The organism is Haloplanus sp. CK5-1, from assembly GCF_037201915.1.
Lineage (GTDB): Archaea > Halobacteriota > Halobacteria > Halobacteriales > Haloferacaceae > Haloplanus > Haloplanus salilacus.
In genome coordinates this window covers 1,255,627-1,272,455 of sequence record NZ_CP147505.1, presented here as the reverse complement: position 1 = coordinate 1,272,455, position 16,829 = coordinate 1,255,627, and the positions used below count along the sequence as shown (strand labels likewise).

The 16,829-nt window shown below is 69.0% G+C and carries 18 protein-coding genes; 13 read left to right on the top strand and 5 right to left on the bottom strand.

All coding sequences use genetic code 11. The features are described from left to right. Positions 1-90 precede the first annotated feature (90 nt). Both NBT81_RS06785 and NBT81_RS06780 read right to left on the bottom strand, forming a co-directional pair. Entirely contained in the window at positions 91-321 is a 231-nt protein-coding gene (locus NBT81_RS06785) for a hypothetical protein (RefSeq protein WP_338742014.1), read from the bottom strand. Between the two features lie 43 nt (positions 322-364). Beyond that, on the bottom strand, positions 365-1,741 hold the full coding sequence (locus NBT81_RS06780; RefSeq protein WP_338742012.1) for a cytochrome P450: 1,377 nt from the start codon (positions 1,739-1,741) through the stop codon (positions 365-367). A 104-nt stretch (positions 1,742-1,845) separates the two neighbouring features. On the opposite strand from NBT81_RS06780, the gene NBT81_RS06775 reads away from it, so the two are divergent. Continuing rightward, positions 1,846-3,684, top strand: coding sequence for a formate/nitrite transporter family protein (locus NBT81_RS06775; protein WP_338742010.1), 1,839 nt, complete (start codon positions 1,846-1,848; stop codon positions 3,682-3,684). Positions 3,685-3,718: 34 nt separating this feature from the next. Here NBT81_RS06775 and NBT81_RS06770 read toward each other — a convergent pair whose 3' ends face one another. Then, on the bottom strand, positions 3,719-4,726 hold the full coding sequence (locus NBT81_RS06770; protein WP_338742008.1) for a sodium:calcium antiporter: 1,008 nt from the start codon (positions 4,724-4,726) through the stop codon (positions 3,719-3,721). Between the two features lie 31 nt (positions 4,727-4,757). On the opposite strand from NBT81_RS06770, the gene NBT81_RS06765 reads away from it, so the two are divergent. After that, positions 4,758-6,128 carry an MFS transporter gene (locus NBT81_RS06765; protein WP_338742007.1) on the top strand — a complete coding sequence of 457 codons (1,371 nt, stop codon included), beginning with the start codon at positions 4,758-4,760 and terminating at the stop codon, positions 6,126-6,128. Positions 6,129-6,131: 3 nt separating this feature from the next. Next, positions 6,132-7,766 (top strand): potassium channel family protein, encoded by a 1,635-nt coding sequence (locus NBT81_RS06760; RefSeq protein WP_338742006.1) that lies wholly within the window; start codon positions 6,132-6,134, stop codon positions 7,764-7,766. Here the strand turns inward: NBT81_RS06760 and NBT81_RS06755 are convergent. Next, on the bottom strand, positions 7,763-8,776 hold the full coding sequence (locus tag NBT81_RS06755; RefSeq protein WP_338742005.1) for an alcohol dehydrogenase catalytic domain-containing protein: 1,014 nt from the start codon (positions 8,774-8,776) through the stop codon (positions 7,763-7,765). The two genes, NBT81_RS06760 and NBT81_RS06755, sit on opposite strands and share 4 nt — an antisense overlap. 101 nt (positions 8,777-8,877) lie before the next feature. Between NBT81_RS06755 and NBT81_RS06750 the strand changes: the two genes are divergently transcribed. From NBT81_RS06750 to ggt, 3 genes are all read left to right on the top strand, one after another. Continuing rightward, on the top strand, positions 8,878-9,162 hold the full coding sequence (locus tag NBT81_RS06750) for a translation initiation factor eIF-1A (RefSeq protein WP_299331889.1): 285 nt from the start codon (positions 8,878-8,880) through the stop codon (positions 9,160-9,162). Between the two features lie 165 nt (positions 9,163-9,327). Beyond that, positions 9,328-9,456, top strand: a complete 129-nt coding sequence (locus NBT81_RS06745) for a hypothetical protein (RefSeq protein WP_338742000.1) — start codon at positions 9,328-9,330, stop codon at positions 9,454-9,456. 49 nt (positions 9,457-9,505) lie between these two features. Next, entirely contained in the window at positions 9,506-11,125 is a 1,620-nt protein-coding gene (gene ggt, locus NBT81_RS06740) for a gamma-glutamyltransferase (protein WP_338741999.1), read from the top strand. 12 nt (positions 11,126-11,137) lie between these two features. Here the strand turns inward: ggt and NBT81_RS06735 are convergent, their stop codons facing one another. Next, positions 11,138-12,232: a putative sulfate/molybdate transporter gene (locus NBT81_RS06735; RefSeq protein ID WP_338741998.1), complete on the bottom strand. Its 1,095-nt coding sequence runs from the start codon at positions 12,230-12,232 to the stop codon at positions 11,138-11,140. Between the two features lie 298 nt (positions 12,233-12,530). On the opposite strand from NBT81_RS06735, the gene NBT81_RS06730 reads away from it, so the two are divergent. The 7 genes from NBT81_RS06730 (at position 12,531) to NBT81_RS06700 (ending at position 16,823) form a co-directional block, all read left to right on the top strand. Further along, complete coding sequence (locus NBT81_RS06730) at positions 12,531-12,791, top strand: hypothetical protein (protein ID WP_338741997.1); 261 nt, start codon at positions 12,531-12,533, stop codon at positions 12,789-12,791. A gap of 99 nt (positions 12,792-12,890) precedes the next feature. Then, positions 12,891-14,159, top strand: coding sequence for a histidinol dehydrogenase (hisD, locus tag NBT81_RS06725; RefSeq protein WP_338741996.1), 1,269 nt, complete (start codon positions 12,891-12,893; stop codon positions 14,157-14,159). 67 nt (positions 14,160-14,226) lie between these two features. Then, positions 14,227-14,592 carry an iron-sulfur cluster assembly accessory protein gene (locus NBT81_RS06720; protein ID WP_338741995.1) on the top strand — a complete coding sequence of 122 codons (366 nt, stop codon included), beginning with the start codon at positions 14,227-14,229 and terminating at the stop codon, positions 14,590-14,592. A gap of 34 nt (positions 14,593-14,626) precedes the next feature. Next, positions 14,627-14,839, top strand: a complete 213-nt coding sequence (locus NBT81_RS06715; protein ID WP_338741994.1) for a DUF5816 domain-containing protein — start codon at positions 14,627-14,629, stop codon at positions 14,837-14,839. 48 nt (positions 14,840-14,887) lie between these two features. Beyond that, entirely contained in the window at positions 14,888-15,220 is a 333-nt protein-coding gene (locus NBT81_RS06710) for a DUF7116 family protein (protein ID WP_338741992.1), read from the top strand. A 51-nt stretch (positions 15,221-15,271) separates the two neighbouring features. Then, positions 15,272-15,820, top strand: coding sequence for a mechanosensitive ion channel domain-containing protein (locus NBT81_RS06705; protein ID WP_338741990.1), 549 nt, complete (start codon positions 15,272-15,274; stop codon positions 15,818-15,820). A gap of 55 nt (positions 15,821-15,875) precedes the next feature. After that, entirely contained in the window at positions 15,876-16,823 is a 948-nt protein-coding gene (locus NBT81_RS06700; RefSeq protein ID WP_338741989.1) for a metal-dependent hydrolase, read from the top strand. Positions 16,824-16,829 lie beyond the last annotated feature (6 nt).

Here is a 16,829-nt window from a genome sequence, read left to right as displayed (position 1 = left end):
CCGGCTCCAGTCTATAGAGCGCCTGACATCACGTCCAGTGAGCCGACTGGTAGTCCCTCGTTTCGGAGCCTCTCGTCCCCGTCGCGGGCGTCACGCACGCCCGACGAGCGCTTGCTGGAGGATCTGTCCCAGATACCCGACGCCGGGAACGGCGAAGACGAACGCGTGGACCCACGGGTCGTAGGTGATTCCGGTGGGTTTCGTCGCGAGAAAGAGCCCGTAGACGGCGACCATGACGGCGATCCAGAAGACGGTGATGACGAGGAACGGGACGGCGTTCCGGACGGCGTCGGCGACGGACACTCGCAGGCTTCTGGCCATACGTGTCCGTGCGGGGCGTCGGGGTTAAATGTGGGTGCCGGCTTCACCGCTCTACGACGCGGAAGGCCGTCTCGGGAGCCATGCGCGCGGTCATCCCGGGAATCATCGGCGCGTCGTCGGAGGCGTCGTCGGGCCAGGCGAGGTGGTACTCGCGGCCGATGGCCGCCAGCGCCAGTTTCGCCTCCATCAACGCGAACTGGCGGCCGATACAGCGGCGAGGACCGCCGCCGAAGGGCGCGTACGCGAAGTCGGGGATACGCTGGCGGAGGGCGCCGTCCCACCGCGCCGGGCGGAACGTCCCGGGGTCGTCGTAGAACCGCGGATCGCGGTGGACCTGATCGACCGTGAGCCACGTCGGCGACCCCTCGGGAATCCGGTAGCCGTCGACCGTCACGTCGGTCGTCGTCTCGCGAGGGATGGTGTACACCGGCGGGTAGAGCCGCAGCGCCTCGGTGACGATCCGTTCGGTCACCTCGAGGGCATCGAGGGCGTCGATCCCGACCGAATCGAGGGCGTCGACTTCGGCGTGGAAGCGGTCGCGCACGTCGGGGTGGGTCGCCAGCGCGTAGAATGCGAAGGCGATGGCGGTCGAGGTGGTGTCGTGGCCCGCGAAGATCATCGTCACCACCTGATCTCGGATGCGCTCGTCGCTCAAGGCCTCGCTCTCGACGCCGGCCTCACGGAGGCCGACGAGCAAGGAGAGGAGGTCGTCCGCGGCGGTCGGATCCGTCGGCGGGTCGTCGGCCTTCTCGTCGAGCAGTTCCGTCGCGACCCGCTGGAGCCGTCGCTTGCCACGCTTGAACCGCCAGCGTGCGGGCGTCGGAACCCAGGTGGGGAGCGGGTACGACGTGGGGGCGAACCAGTGTTGGAGGTGGTCGGCCGCCGTCCGGATTTCCTCGTCGCCGCCGACGGTGAGTTCGCGGCCGAACAGCGTCGCGAACAGCACGTCGAGACTCAACTGGCTGGTCTCGTGGGTGAGATCGATCCGGGTGCCCGACTCCCAGCGGCGGCTCCGACGGCAGATCACCTCGACCATGCCGTCGGCGTAGTCGACGAGGCTGTCCCGTGCGAACAGCGGCTGGAGGGTCTCGCGCTGTCGCCGCCACGTCTCCCCCTCGACTGCGACGAGGCCGCCCTCGAACGCGATGCGGAAGTCGTCGGACTTGCGGAAGTTCTCGCGGTCGTTCAACAGGACGCGCTCGAAGTGGTCCGGGTGGCCCAGATGGTAGACGTCGCCGGGGCCGAGGAGTTTGATCCGGACGAGGTCGCGGTCGGCCATCGCCCGGTCGCGGAAGCCGAACACATCCCGCATCGACCCGACGGTGTGGAGGAGCGGATGCCCGACGGTGTCGGGGTACGGCGGAAGCGGCGCAGCGGCGTCCGTCGTCGTCGCCCCCCCGGCTGTCGTCTCGTCCGACATACGTACTACATGCCGATTCGGACGGTTATAACTCCGGGCGTGGGGGCCCGCCGGAACGGCTGAAACCTCAACCTCTTAGTGGCTCCGGTCGGTCGCTCCGGCCAATGAGTGAGGACGACCCACCGGACCCGGAGGAGACGGTGCGCGAGGCGGTCGAACGCTCGCGAAGCGGCGCACCGGCGGTCGGCGAGGTCGTCCGCGACCGGTTCTCGACGGACGAGGTGTTCCAGCGGATCGTCGCCGCGGCCGACGAGGAGATCACCGCAGGACCCCGGGAACTGTTCTTTTCGGGGCTGGCGGCCGGTTTCGCGATCACCATCACGTTCCTGTTGTACGCGTCGCTGACGGCGTCGACCGACGGCCACCCGATCCTGGGAGCGCTGCTCTACCCACTCGGGTTCATCTACATCATCATCGGCGGCTACCAGTTGTACACGGAGAACACGCTCCCACCGGTGGCGCTGACGCTCGAACGCCTCGTGAGCGTTCCGGCGCTGTTGCGCAACTGGATCGTCGTCCTCCTCGGGAACTTCGCGGGCGGGACGGTCGGGGCCGCCGCGCTGGCGTGGGGTGGTATCTTCTCGCCCGAGACGGCGGCGACGGCGGTCGACCTCGGCCGAAAAGGGGTCGAAACTGCGCCCGGGACGCTGTTCGCCAAGGCCGCGTTCGCCGGCCTGATCGTCGCCGGCGTCGTCTGGGTCGAGTACGCCGCCCGAGACACCATCTCCCGGATCGTCGTGGTGTATCTCGCCTTCCTCTCGGTGCCGCTCGGCAACCTGTTTCACATCGTCGTCTCGTACACCGAGATGGTGTATCTCGTGTTCGTCGACGACCTCTCGGTGGTCGTCGGCCTGACCGAGTTCGCCATCCCCGTGTTGCTCGGCAACACCGTCGGGGGCGTCGTGTTGGTGACGGTCGTCAACTACTTCCAGACGACCGAGCACCGCCTCGAATCCGCCCGGTTCGAGGGTGCGAAACGGCAGCTCTCCTCCCGAGAGTGGCTGTTCGGGAGTCTCGCCGGGCGATCGTACGTCCCGCTGGTCAACACGGGCGACCGGACGGCCGACGAGAACGGTACGTACCGGATCGTCGTCCCCATCTCGAACCCCCGAACCGAGACGCGGCTGGTCGAACTCGCCTGTCTCGTCGCGGGCGAACGCGAAGAGGCGGTCGTCCACCCCGTCCACGTCGTGCAGGTTCCGGACCAGCGGACGGGAGGGTACGGCTCCGGACAGCACAGGCGGATCATCGACGAGTCCGACAGCAAACTCGACAACATCCGGTCGATCGTCCGCGACTACGACATCGAGGTCGAAACGTCGACCATCGTCTCGCACCGCTCGTTCGAGGAGATATTCGACGTGGCCGAACGCGAGAACGCCGACCTCCTGATGATCGGTTGGGACGACGACCGGTCGTGGACCGCCGGTCGTGGCGGCCGGTCGCTGACCGATCTGGGCGGCGCGCCGCCGTGTGACTTCCTGGCGCTCCAGGACCGGGACCTCGACCCGTCCCGACTGCTCCTCCCCACGGTCGACTCACCGGACTGCGCGCTCGGGGCCGAAATCGCACGCGCACTCGGCGTGACCGCCGGGGCGGAGAGTACGCTCCTCCACGTCGTCGACGACCCGAACGAGCGAACGGCCGGCGAGGAGTTCCTCCAGCGGTGGGCGACCGACTACGGCCTCGACGACGCCGAACTGGTCGTCGACGACTCGGGGGACGTCGAGTCGGCCATCGCCAGGGAGGCGACCGACCACTCGCTGGTGGTCATCGGCGCGGTCGAGCGGGGACTGTTCACCCGCGTGGTGGCCGATTCGCTGCGCCTCGACGTGATCGACGACCTCGACTGCTCGGTGTTGCTCACCGAACGCCCGGGACACCGGAGTATCCGCGAACGGCTGTTCGGGCGGCGACAGACACACCTCGGCGAGTCGGACTGAGAGAGCACCGTCCGTCACCGGGTCGTCGTGACGGTCAGAGGCCGCGAACGAGGTCGACGACACCGACGGTTTCGAGGACCATCCACCCCAGAAAGAGGGCGTACAGCCCGAGGAGGGCGTACGCCTCGACGATCGAGAGTTCGAGTCGGGTGCGGGTGAAGACGATGAACACGAGCGTCGCGACGGCGAGAAAGCCCATCATCGGGACGGCGACGAGGAAGTCGACGGTAGCCGACCCCGCGAGGAGGACGCCGACCGGGATGGCGACGAGGAGGTTGAACGTGTTGCTCCCGAGGACGTTCGTGAGGCTGGTCACGTCCTCGTCGTCGCGGGCGGCGCGGACGCTGACGAACGCGTCCGGGAGGCTGGTGGCGGCGGCGATGATGGTCACACCCCAGAGGAAGGCGGGGGTGTCGAAGTACGCGCCAAAGCCCAGCGCGGCCCTGACGATTCCCTCGACGCCGACGGAGATGAGTCCGAGTGCGAGGGCGAGGGTCGCCCACTCCCGGCGGGCGTCGATGCCGGTCGGCGACGGGGAGGCGTAGTCACGAGTGTCCTGATACTGCAGGAAGACGTAGACTCCGTAGGTGAGGAGGGGGAGGAGAACGAGCGCCGGGGTGAGAATCGCCGCTTCGGTGGTGCCACCGGGGACGTACGTCGCGCCGAGCGCGAAGGTGATGAAGAGGACGAGGACACTGATGATGTAGAACTGAGCGTCCTTGTGGACCACGTCGCGGGTCGCCTCGAGTTCCTCGCTCGCGAGGGCAGCGACGGCGGGGATCACGAGGAGGTTGAAGATGGCGCTCCCGACGATTGCGCCGACACCGAGCGAGAACTCGCCGTGGAGGAGCGTGCTGACGACTACCGAACTGAGCTCCGGAAAACTCGACCCGACGGCGACGACGACGGCCCCGTGGACGGCCGCCGGAAGGCCGTACCGTCTGCTGAGTCGGCCGGCTGAGCGTTCGAGGCGGGTGCTCCCGGCCCAGATGACCGCCGTCGAGACGACTGCGAGTCCGAGCCACACGGCAGGTCCGAGCACGACGGGGTCGTCGCGGGCCGACGACAAAGGCGTGTCCCCACAGTCGCCGGTCGAATCGCACAAGTACCGGCGGTCGGTAGAGGCGGGCGTGTCCGACCGGTGGCTCTACGCGTGGGGGCTCGCATCGATGGGGCTCGGCGGAGCCTCGCTGATCGTCCCCCTGTACGTCGTCGAACTCGGTGGTGGTCCCGTGACGCTCGGCATCCTCGCAGCCGTCGCCGCCGTCGCCGGCGCATCGGGTGCACTCGGCGTCGGCTGGCTGTCCGACCGAACCGGCCGGCGGCGGCGGTACGTCCTTCTAGCCATCGGGGTCGTGGCCGTCTCGATGGTCGTCGTCTCGGCGGTCGAGTCGATCCCGATCGTGATCGCCGCGAACGCGGCGGTCTGGCTCGCTTTCGCGGCGGCGCTGCCCGTCCTGACTCTCCTCGCGGTGGTCGACGTGCCCGAACCCGAGTGGAGCGACCGAATCGCCGCCCTCAACCGGTACCAGGGTATCGGCTGGGCGCTCGGCCTCCTCGTTGGCTTCTTGGTGATCGTCGCCGGGGAGCGACTGATCGGCCTCGATCCGCGGACCACCCAGCGGGTCGTCTCTCTGGTCTGTGCGACGGGCGCAGGGATCGGCGGCGGCGTCGCCGCGCGATCGCTGCCGGCCGATCCCCCCACCGGATCCGCCCCGGCACCGCAGCGGCTCAGGCGAGCGATCCGCGGCGCGACCCGGTTCGGAATCCGTGGCTCGAGTTTCCCCTTTACCCCCCGCCGGGTCGACGTCCGAGGGCTGCACCCGCGCCGCCTCACCCGCCGATTCACACCCGAACTCGCCGTCTTCTTTCTCGCCGTCGTCCTCGCGTTCACCGGGTTCGGAGCCTTCTTCGCCCCGCTCCCTGCCTACCTCGCGGGCGTGGGGATGGGCTCGGACGGCGTGTTCGGACTCTACCTCGCACTCAACGTCGCGGCGGCCGTCTTCTTCGGCGCGACGGCGACCCTGAGCGCGCGCTACGGGGCGACGACGCTCCACGCCATCGGCCTTGCAGTCAGGGGTATCGCGTTCCCGGCCGTCGTCGCAGTCGGCGGAGTACTCGCCCCGACGGTCATCGTGTTCGGCGTGATCGGCCTCGCGTGGGCAGTGGTTGCCGTCACGTCGGGGATGCTCGTCACTCGCCTCTCGCCGGCCATCGTCCGTGGCGAGGCGCTGGGGGTGTACAGCGCGCTCTCGTCGGTGGCGAGTGGGATCGGCGGGATCCTCGGCGGCTGGATCGCGGCGACGGGCTACCGCGCCGCCTTCGTCACCGCCGGCGGGTTCGTCCTCGTCGGCACGGCGGTCGTCCTCGTGCTCCGGTGGCGGATCGCGCACCCCTCCGACGAACCGAACCGGGTAGCGGAGACGACGGGCGGGGGTGGGTGAACCGTGGACACCTGGCAGCGCCGGACGCTGATCTACGTCGTCGTCCTCGGCGGCGTGATGCTCGCCTACGCCGCCGTGTACGACACCGGGATGAGCGTCTTCGAGGGGTCGCCGATCAGCTTCCTGCACGCGATCCAAGTCGTCGTCGAGACGTTCACGACGACGGGCTTTGGCTCCGACGCCCCGTGGAAGAGCCCCGAGATGAACGTGCTGGTCATCGCGATGGACCTGACCGGCGTGGTGCTCATCTTCCTCGCCCTACCGGTGCTCGTCTTCCCGCTGTTCGAGGAGGCCATCTCGACGACGGTGCCGACGAGCGCGCCGGAGGACCTGCGGGATCACGTCGTCATCTGTCGGCTCACGCCCCGGGGCGAGACGCTCGTCTCCGAACTCGACTCCTGGAACGTGGACCACCTAGTCGTCGAACCCGACCGCGACCGGGCGAAAGATCAGTTCAAGGAGGGGTACGACGTGATCCACGCCGACCCCCAGTCGGGCGACGGACTGGCGGCCGCCCGCCTCTCGACGGCGCGGTGTCTGGTCGCCGACGACACCGATCCGATCAACACCAGCGTCGTCCTCACGGCGAAGGAGGTGGCCGAGGACATACGGACGGCGAGCGTCGTCGACGACCCCGACAACGAACGCTACCACCGACTCGCGGGGGCCGACGAGGTGCTCTCGCCGCGAGCACTGTTGGGCGAGGGACTGGCCTCGAAGGTTACGACGGACGTCTCGACGGACCTCGGTGAGACCATCGAGGTCGGCGAGGACTTCGAGGTGGCGGAACTCCCGATCCAGCGGGGGAGCTCCCTCGTCGGCAACAGCATCGCGGGGAGCGACATCCGGGAGCGGACTGGCGTGAACATCATCGGCGCGTGGTTCCGCGGCGAGTTCGAGAGCCCGCCGTCGCCCGACGCCACGCTCGACACGGGAACGGTGCTGTTGGTCACCGGGCGGGAGACGCAACTCGACCGACTGCGGGACCTGGCGACGGCCGAGATGCGCCGATTCCGCCGGGGACAGACCGTCGTCTTGGGACAGGGAGAAGTGGGCGCCACCGTCGCCAGTGCGCTCTCGACGGCGGGCGTCCCGCACACCGTCCTCGATTTGGAGGACGGCCCGGGTGTCGACGTCGTCGGCGACGCGACCGACCCCGACGCACTCTCACGTGCCGGCGTCGGGGACGCCCGGACGGTCATCCTCGCGCTCCCGGACGACACGCTCTCGGAGTTCGCTATCCTCGTGGTCCGGGATCTAAACCCGGAGGTCGAACTGATCGCCCGCGCCGAGGAGATGGAGAACGTCCAGAAGATGTACCGCGCCGGCGCCGACTACGTCCTTTCGCTCGCGTCGATCAGCGGCCGGATGCTGGCGTCGACCATCCTCGAATCCGAGGAAGTGATCTCGCTCGACAAGCAAGTCGAGGTGGTGCGGACCCACGCGCCGGGACTCGTCGGCCGGACCCTCGGGGAAGCCGACGTGCGCGCCCGAACCGGCTGTACGGTCGTCGCGGTCGAACGCGACGGTGAGGTGGTCACCGACCTCGGCCCCGACTTCCGGATCGAGGAGGGCGACGAACTCGTCATCGCCGGAACCGACGGAGGGACGAACCGATTCACCGAGACGATGACTTAGGGCGTGACGACGAGTTTCCCGAGCGTCTCGCGGTCCTGCATCGCAGCGAAGGCGTCGGCGGTCCGGTCGAGGGGATAGGTGTGGTCGATCCGCGGATCGAGGTCGCCGTCGGCGACGAGGCCGACGAGTCGCTCGAGGTCGGCCTGTGTCCCCATCGTACTGCCGATGACGCGCTTGTGCGTCCGGAACAGGTGCCCGATATCGATCTCCGAGGTTGGGCCGGCGGTGCGCCCGCAGACGACCATCCGGCCGCCACGACGCATGACGTCGAGGCCGAGACCGGTGTACGCCCCACCGAGGTGGTTTACGACGGCGTCGGGCGTCCCGATGTCGCCGACCGCCTCGCGCAGGTGGTCGGGATCGGTCCCCTCGACCGTGTGATCCACGCCGAGGTCGGTGAGCGTGTCGAGTTTCGACGCCGACGAGGAGGTTCCGATGGAGCGGACACCCATCACGTCGGCGAGTTGGACGGCGGCGACCCCGACACCGCCCGTCGCTCCCGGGACGAAGACGAGGTCGCCGGGTTCGAGGGCCGCCCGGCGGAGCATGTGGTAGGCGGTCAGATACGCCGTCGGGAGCGCCGCTGCGGTCGTGGCGTCCACGCCGTCCGGGAGGTGAATCAAGCGGTCGGCCTCGACGCAGGCTACCTCCGCGAGGCCGCCGTGGTACAGCGCGTACGACTCACAGAGGTTCTCCGGACCGTCCCGACAGAACCGACAGGAGCCACAGGTCAGGTTCGGACAGAGCACCACTCGATCACCGGGCGAGACGCCGGTCACGCCGTCGCCGACTGCGTCGACGACGCCGGCCGCGTCGAGGCCGGAGACGAAGGGGAGGTCCGTCGGGTCGATCATCGCCGACGCCCCCTCCAGAATCCAGAGATCGTGGTGGTTGATGGAACAGGCCTCGACGTCGATCAGGGCCTCACCGGGTCCGGGCTCCGGCGTCGGTCGTTCGATGACGTCCACCCCGTCCGGTCCGGTCAGGTCGGTGAAAGCTGCGGTACGCATCACGCGTTCGTTTTCCCGGAACCGTCAAAGGCTTCGGGGTGTGTGGGACACGATAACGAGCGTCTCCGATGACTTAACCGTCCCCGTGGCGTACGACCTGTATGAGCGAAGAGAGTGGGCGACGGGACCTCCGGATGCCCGACGACGACGAGCTGTTCGCGGTCGTAACCGAACACAACGGCGGGAACCACGTCCGCGTCCGGTGTGAGGACGGCGAGAACCGGATGGGTCGCATCCCCGGCCGCATGAAGTACCGAACCTGGATCAACGAGGGCGACGTCGTCCTCGTCGAACCGTGGTCCTGGCAGGACGAGAAGGCGAACATCGAGTGGCGCTACTCCGGGCAGGACGCCGACCAGCTCCGGCGCGAAGGCCACATCGACTGAAGACCGACGAGGGGCGCGAGCGGCCGAATATTTTTTCCCGACCGGCTCGGACCGCCGACTATGGGGACGCACGAATGCCCGTGGTGTGGTCGGCCGACGACGTCGGAGGCGTTCGACACCAACCTCGTGACCTTCCAAACGCGCGATCAGGGGAGGTAGTCGTACATGAACAACCAGAGTAACCACGGTGTCACGCCGGATACGGACAGGGCGGAACGGTACGCCGAGAACCTGGCCGAACTGACCTGCGACAACTGCGGCGAGAACTTCTACGTCCCGAACGGGCCGCCGTGACCCCCATCGACACAAAACGGTTTTGTGCGCATGGAGTATCGCCCGACGTATGGATTCGAAACCGGACCTCGACCGATTCGACTCGCGTCGGTCGACTGCGTACGCACGAAACGGGATGGTCGCGACCAGTCAACCACTGGCCGCCGAAGCCGGAGTAGCGGCGCTGCGCAAGGGGGGGAACGCCTTCGATGCCGCGGTGACCACGGCCGCGGCGCTCAACGTCGTCGAGCCGATGAGCACGGGCATCGGCGGCGACGTGTTCGCGCTCTACCGCACCGCCGACGGCGACGTCGGCGCGTTCCGTAGTTGTGGCGGCGCGCCCGCCGACGCGACACGGGACGCCGTCCGAGAGCAAATGGACGGTGACGCCTCGGCGTCGATGCCGTCGGACGGGCCCCTGTCGGTCACGGTCCCGGGGACCGTCCGCGGGTGGGAGCGGCTGCTCGACGACCACGGTCGGCGGTCGCTGGCCGCGGCGCTCGATCCGGCCATCGAGTACGCCACCGAGGGGTTCCCGGTGAGCGAGGTGATCGCCGACATGTGGACGGTCGCCGAGACGCTGTTCGACGAGGACGACGCCCGCGAGGAGTACCTGATCGACGGGCGGTCGCCGGAGGCGGGTGAGGTGATGCGGCTCCCGGACCTGGGGTCGACGTTCCAAACACTGGCCGAGGAGGGATCCGGTGCCTTTTACCAGGGGGATCTCGCCGAGCGCATCGGGAGCGCGGTCCGCGAGCGGGGGGGACTGCTCTCGGCCGACGACCTCGACGGCTTCGAACCGGAGTACGTCGATCCGGTCTCGACGACCTACCGCGGCGCGGAAGTGTACGAACTCCCGCCGAACAATCAGGGGTTGGTCGCGTTGGAGGCACTGAACGTCGCCGAGGCGATCGACGCCGGGTCGTACGCCTACGACTCGGCCGAACGCGTCCACTACTTCGCGGAGTCGCTCAAGCGCGCCTTCCACGACGGCCACCACTACATCACCGACCCCGAGTTCGAGTCGGTGCCGGCGCTGGGCTCGAAGTCGTACGCGGCCGATCGTGCCGGGACCATCGGCGAACGTGCGGGCGACGTCTCGGTTGGCGGCCCGGGGCCGCCGCCGGAGGACGGCGACACGGTCCTCCTGACCGTCGCGGACGAGGCGGGCAACGTCGTCTCGCTCATCAACTCCATCTTCGGGCACTTCGGGAGCGGCGTGGTCGTCCCGGGAACAGGGATCACCCTCCAGAACCGCGGAAGTTCGTTCTCGCTCGACCCGGACCACCCCAACCGACTCGAACCCGGCAAGCGACCGTTCCACACTCTGATCCCGGGGCTCGTGCGCTTCGACAGGGACCGAGAACGGGAGGACTGGGCGGCCTTCGGCGTGATGGGCGGGTCCATGCAGCCACAGGGACACCTGCAGGTGCTGGCCAACATCCTCGACTACGACATGCCGCTCCAGGCGGCGATGGACGCGCCGCGGTGGCGCTACCTCGAGGACGGGTCGCTCGCCGTCGAGGACCGATTCCCGGAGGGCGTCCTCCCGAAACTCGCCAGACGCGGTCACGACGTGACGGTCTGCCCGCCGACGGAGTTCGGCGGCGGACAGATCACGCGACTGACCGAGGGCGTCCTGGCGGGGGCGACCGAACCCCGGAAAGACGGCACTGCGACGGGGTTCTGAGTCGGGACGGGATCAGAGCTCCCGCCGGAGGCGGGCGAGGGCGTGGTAGCCGACGACGCCGACGACGAAGGCGGCGCCGACGTTCGTGAGGAGGGCGACGACGCCGACGACGCCGGTCAGCAGGGGGTCGTCGGTGTCGAGGCCAGCCCGACCGAGTTCGACGGCGACGAGGGCGAGGACGACGCCCAGGACGGCCATCGGGAACGCGGCGACGGCGTCGACGGCGACGACGGCGAGGAGCGCGTAGAACCCGCCCAGAAGCAGGTTCGAGGTGGCGGTCCGCGCACCGAAGGCGTGCTTGCCGGCGACGCCTCCGCTCCCGTGGCACATGGGCATCGCGCCGACGGGGAGTGCCAGCAGGTTCATCACGCCCATGCTCGTCGAGAGATCGTCCGGCGACGTCTCGGCGTCGAAGTACTCCCCGACCAGAAGCGAGGTGGCGACGGCGGCATTGCCGACGGTCATCGCCAGTTGGCCGAGCGTCGCGCCGAGGGCGTCCCGGGAGGGCGAGAGCGTCGTCGGGTCGAGGAGGGCGAGCGACGGGAGTCGCGGGGTGATCGATCCGGTCGCCGAGACGGCGAGTGCGCCACCGAGGAGGAGGACCGCGAGCGGTGCGAGGCCCCGATAGCCGGCGAGGAGAGCGCCGAGGGCGACGACGGCCGAGACGGCCGCGAGCGTGGGGTCGGCGAGCCCCGTCGTCACGCCGGTCCGGAGGAGGATCAGCCCGACCCCGAGTTGGATGCCACGGACGACCGGTTCGCCGACGTAGGGCGCCAGCCGATCCAGCGCACCCGCGCGGCCGACGACCAGTAACACGCCGCCGGCGAGGAGGCCGGCCGCGACGTACTCGCCGGTCGACAGACCACCGGCAATCACCAGCGCCGCGAGCGCCTTCATCGGCTCGACGGACATCGGATAGCCGTAGTGGAGTCCCCAGACGACTTGGAAGACGCCGAATCCGAGCAACAAGCGGGCGAGAGAGAGGTCCGTCAGCGCCGCGACGGCGACGACGATGGGGAGGACGGTCACCGTGTCGCCGACTGCACCGGTCACCTCGCCCCACTCGAACCCGAACCGTGACGTCCGCCGTCGCTCCAACGTGTCCATCACCCCCGGCTACCCTCTCGACGCCCAAACAATTATCGAGAAACTGATATGAACTACCACCGGGACGACATGTTACGTGTTTCGGTTACATCGCGTCGCAGGTAGTGATCGGCCCGGACGATCCGGAGGGACGCCATCTGCCGATAGTATAAACCCTTTGACGGGTTTTGAACCCGTCGTAAAACGATCCGAACGGCGCGAAACGTCGCACCGGCCGTCCGAACACACCTGAAGACACTGCAACGATTTGGCCGTTATATGCACCATGGGTGACAAGGATCGAGTGGAGTCAGTCACCATGTCCACCCCCGAATCACCCCGCTTCGCACGCACTGCCGTCGAGTCGCCCCCGATCCGAACGGTCCTCCAGCGGATCGTGGCGCTCGCGGCCCGTCCCGTCCGGTTCGTCGCCTTCTGGCTGGCGACGCTCCTACCTTTCGTCTACCTTCCACTACTGGCGACGGGGGTGGTCGCCACGCACCGACTCGGCTTCGCCGGACTGGTCGGTCTCAACGCCGTTGCGTTCGTGGTCGGTCACTCGTACAACGCCCCGGAGTGAGCGGCGACACACCGGGTCACGACGGGTCGGACGACTGACTCGAGTCCCCGCGACGCCCGGACCGGAATCCCTTTTCGGCCGCCCGCGTAACCGGAGGGCATGGAAGCACGCGAAATCGAGGCGCTCGGCCCCGGCGAGCGCCCCGCGCTGTTCGACCGCGACGCCGGCGTCGAGGAGGTCAGAGAGGACGTCCGAGGGATCGTCGGCCGGGTTCGCGACGAGGGCGACGTGGCGGTACGGGAGTTCTGTCGCGAGTTCGACGACGTCGAGGTCGGGAACCTGGACGTGACCGACGCGGCCGAACGCGCCCACGAACGCGTCGACGACGACCTGTTGGACGCGATCCGGACGGCCGCCGACAACGTGCGCGAGTTCCACGAGCGACAACTGCCCGCGGACTGGCGCGAGGACTTCGGCGGGCGGGAACTCGGCCGTCGGTTCCGACCACTCGAACGGGTCGGCGTCTACGTCCCCGGCGGCGCGGCCGCCTACCCGTCGAGCGCGCTGATGGGCGTCGTCCCCGCGACGGTCGCGGGCGTCGACCACGTCGCCGTGGCGACCCCGCCCGCGGAGGAGATGAACGCCGCGACGCTCGCGGCGATCCACGAGGCGGGCGCGGACGTCGTCTACAGCATCGGGGGCGCACAGGCCGTCGGCGCACTGGCCTACGGCACGGAGACCGTCGACGCCGTCCAGAAGGTCGTCGGCCCGGGCAACCGCTGGGTGACCGCGGCCAAGGCCGAGGTGCGAGGTGACGCCGACATCGACTTCCTCGCCGGACCGAGCGAGGTGCTCGTCCTCGCGGACGAGAGCGCCGACCCCGAGTTCGTTGCGGCGGATCTGCTCGCGCAGGCGGAACACGACCCCCACGCGTCGGTCGTCGCGGTGACCGCCGATCCGGACCTCGCCGACGCGGTGGCCGAGGCTGTCGAGGACCGACTCCCCGACTGTGAGCGCCGCGAGACGGTCGAGGCGGCCCTCGACAACGACGCCAGCGGCGTGTTCCTCGCGCGATCCATGTCCGAGGCGGTGCTGTTCACCGAGGAGTACGCGGCCGAACACCTCTCGATCCAGGCCGAGGACGACGAGGCACTTCTCGACCGGATCGACAGCGCCGGAAGCGTCTTCCTCGGGCCGTACACCCCGGTCGCGGCCGGCGACTACGCCTCGGGGACCAACCACGTCCTGCCGACTGGCGGCGGCGCGCGGCGCTTTGGCGGCCTCTCCGTCGAGACGTTCCTCCGGTCGACGACCGTCCAGCGTCTCGACCGCGACGCGCTGGCCGACCTCTCGGGGACGATCACGACCCTCGCGGAGGCGGAGGGGCTCGACGGACACGCCGAGAGCGTCCGCCGACGGTTCGAGTAGCCGACGTAACGACGAATCGTTACATCGCCCCGTCAGGGTTAACAGGCTCGGCGCTGTATCACGTCCTATGAGTACCGAAACCGTGGACGGGACGACCGACCGGGCCGTCGAAATCACCCCCGAAGCTGCGGATCAGGCGCTGTCGCTGATGGACCGGGAAGGGATGGATCTGGACGTCGGCGGCCTCCGCCTGTTCGTCCAGCAGGGTGGCTGTGCCGGGCTCTCGTACGGGATGCGGTTCGACGACGAACCGGAAGACGACGACATGATCGTCGAGGCACACGACCTCCGGGTGTTCGTCGACCCGGCCAGCGCCGACTACATCGGCGGGTCGGTGCTCGATTTCGAATCCGGGCTACAGGCCGAGGGGTTTCACGTGGAGAACCCGAACGTCGTCTCCGAGTGTGGCTGTGGTGAGTCCTTCCGAACCTAACCGGTCGCTCGAGGAACGAACCGCCCCGGGTGACGTGACCGTCTACGTCGACCGGACGGCCACGGGCCGTGGCTCCGAGGCCCCCTTCTTCGTCGCCTACCGCTCGCCCGACCGGGACGGCCGGTGGGGGTATCTCTGTGGCGAGTGTGAGACGTTCGACAACGCGATGGACGCGATGGGGCGAATCGAGTGCAACGTCTGTGGCAACTACCGAAAACCCGACCGGTGGGACGCGGCACACGAATAGTGAGTCTGTGGTAACACTTATCATCCAACCCGCCGTATCGTGAGGTACATGGCCCCTGTTACCATGCCACCCGTCGAGGAGGCACGAGAGATCTTCCGAGGCCTCGGCTACTCCGTCGAGGCCGACGGGGGCGACCTCCGTGCCGAGCGGAAATGGCGAACCGTCCACGTGACTGCGCTCGACGCCGACGAGGCGTCGTCGCCCCGGAACCTCCGGGCAGACGGCGGGCGGACAGAGTATCGACTCCGCTGTTTCGTCACGTGGATGACCGCCGCAGGGGACCTCCGGGATCGCCTCAGCCGTCTCGATCCGGAGTACGAGTGGGCGATCATCGGCGTCGAAGACGACGACTACGAGGTCGTCGACAGCGTGGTCGCCTGAGACCGCGACGCGCTCCCCACTTTTACGTACAGTGCGATCCCGACGTAGCGTATGCTCGGCGTGTTGCAGTCCTCGCTCGTCCGGCAGGCGTTCGTCGACTTCCTCGATCGGTTGGTCGACGCCGTGCCGACGATCGTCACGGGGGTCGTCTTCCTGGTTTCGGCGGCGATACTCGTCAAGGTCGTCCTGACCGCACTGAAGGCGATGCTCGCCCGGACGATGGGCGGGGAGTCGCCCGTCTACCGCCAGTTCCTGACGACCATCGTCGCGATCTTCCTCTGGTTCGGGGTCGGACTCTCGACGCTCTCGGTGGTGGGACTGGACGGCATCGCGACGTCGCTGGGGACGGCCGCCGGCTTCCTCGCCCTCGGCGTCTCCTACGCGACGAGCGAGATGATAGCGGACGCGGTCGCCGGGGTGTACCTCCTTCGGGACCCCGACTTCGAGGTCGGCGACCGTGTCCGCGTCGACGACATGGAGGGGGTCGTCGAGTCGATCGAACTCCGGAAGACCCGGTTCGCCGTCGACGGCGACACCGTCGTCCGCGGCAACGCCGAGATCGAGTCCGAGTGGACGAAAGTCGCCTCCGAAGGGGTGTGAGCCCTGTTTCCACGCCGCCCGGACAACTTATCACTCGTGGCCACGGATTCGAAGCATGTTCGTCGGCCACGCCGCCCTCGCGTTCGCCCTCGTGGCCAGCGTCGCCCTCGCCCGCGGCTGGGACGCCGACCGGGTGTTCGCCGTCGGCCTCCTGGCTGGCGGGTTCGCCGCACTCCCCGACGTCGACATTGCGTACGCCGTCGTCGGCGTCGCGGGCGTCGCCGGCGGCGACGCTCTGACCCTCGCGAGCGCGTTCTGGTCGACGGGGAACGTCGTCCACCGCGCCGTGACCCACTCGCTCGTCCTCGCGGGGCCGGTCGCCCTGCTCGCCGCGCTCCGAACCGCCGCCGACGCCCGCGTCCGGTGGCTCTCCGTCCCGCTCGCGCTCTTGGTGGTCGGCGCCGTCGGCGCCGTCAGCGGGGCGCTCGGAACCGTCGTCACGCTGCTTTTCGTCCTCGGTGCCGTCGCTCTCGGCGAGGTCGTCGCCCGTCAGACGACGCTCACTGCCCGACAGGTCTTCGCCGCCGGACTGGTCGGCCTCGTCACCCACCCGTTCGGTGACCTCCTCACCGGTGAGCCACCGGCCGTGTTCTACCCCTTCGAGGCGACGCTCGTTGGCGAGCGGCTCGCCCTCTCGACCGACCCGACCCTCCACCTCCTCGGCGCGTTCGGCGTCGAACTCGCGACCGTCTGGGCGGCCGTGATCGTCGGCTGTGTCGCCGCCGGCCTCCGACCGACGACCGCCGTCCGCCCGCGAGCGACGCTCGGCGCGGGCTACGCCGCGAGCATCGCACTCATCCCGGCTCCGACGCTCGACCTCTCCTACCCGTTCGTGTTCTCCGTACTCGGCGTCGGGGCACTCGGCCTCCGGCCGCGGATCCGGTTCGAGAACGCCCGCCGACCGTCGATCGGCCCACCGGACTGGCTCCCGGCACTCGTCACCGGACTCTCGGCCATCACCGTCGCGTGGCTGGCGTACACCGTCGTCTACGTTCTGTTGTAAAAGGGG

Bases quoted from the DNA above. Each gene is read 5' to 3' on its own strand.
- NBT81_RS06785 (WP_338742014.1), bottom strand. From the start codon at position 321: ATGGCCAGAAGCCTGCGAGTGTCCGTCGCCGACGCCGTCCGGAACGCC.
- NBT81_RS06780 (WP_338742012.1), bottom strand. From the start codon at position 1,741: ATGTCGGACGAGACGACAGCCGGGGGGGCGACGACGACGGACGCCGCT.
- NBT81_RS06775 (WP_338742010.1), top strand. From the start codon at position 1,846: ATGAGTGAGGACGACCCACCGGACCCGGAGGAGACGGTGCGCGAGGCG.
- NBT81_RS06755 (WP_338742005.1), bottom strand. From the start codon at position 8,776: ATGCGTACCGCAGCTTTCACCGACCTGACCGGACCGGACGGGGTGGAC.
- NBT81_RS06750 (WP_299331889.1), top strand. From the start codon at position 8,878: ATGAGCGAAGAGAGTGGGCGACGGGACCTCCGGATGCCCGACGACGAC.
- NBT81_RS06745 (WP_338742000.1), top strand. From the start codon at position 9,328: ATGAACAACCAGAGTAACCACGGTGTCACGCCGGATACGGACAGGGCG.
- ggt (WP_338741999.1), top strand. From the start codon at position 9,506: ATGGATTCGAAACCGGACCTCGACCGATTCGACTCGCGTCGGTCGACT.
- NBT81_RS06735 (WP_338741998.1), bottom strand. From the start codon at position 12,232: ATGGACACGTTGGAGCGACGGCGGACGTCACGGTTCGGGTTCGAGTGG.
- NBT81_RS06730 (WP_338741997.1), top strand. From the start codon at position 12,531: ATGTCCACCCCCGAATCACCCCGCTTCGCACGCACTGCCGTCGAGTCG.
- hisD (WP_338741996.1), top strand. From the start codon at position 12,891: ATGGAAGCACGCGAAATCGAGGCGCTCGGCCCCGGCGAGCGCCCCGCG.
- NBT81_RS06720 (WP_338741995.1), top strand. From the start codon at position 14,227: ATGAGTACCGAAACCGTGGACGGGACGACCGACCGGGCCGTCGAAATC.
- NBT81_RS06710 (WP_338741992.1), top strand. From the start codon at position 14,888: ATGGCCCCTGTTACCATGCCACCCGTCGAGGAGGCACGAGAGATCTTC.
- NBT81_RS06705 (WP_338741990.1), top strand. From the start codon at position 15,272: ATGCTCGGCGTGTTGCAGTCCTCGCTCGTCCGGCAGGCGTTCGTCGAC.
- NBT81_RS06700 (WP_338741989.1), top strand. From the start codon at position 15,876: ATGTTCGTCGGCCACGCCGCCCTCGCGTTCGCCCTCGTGGCCAGCGTC.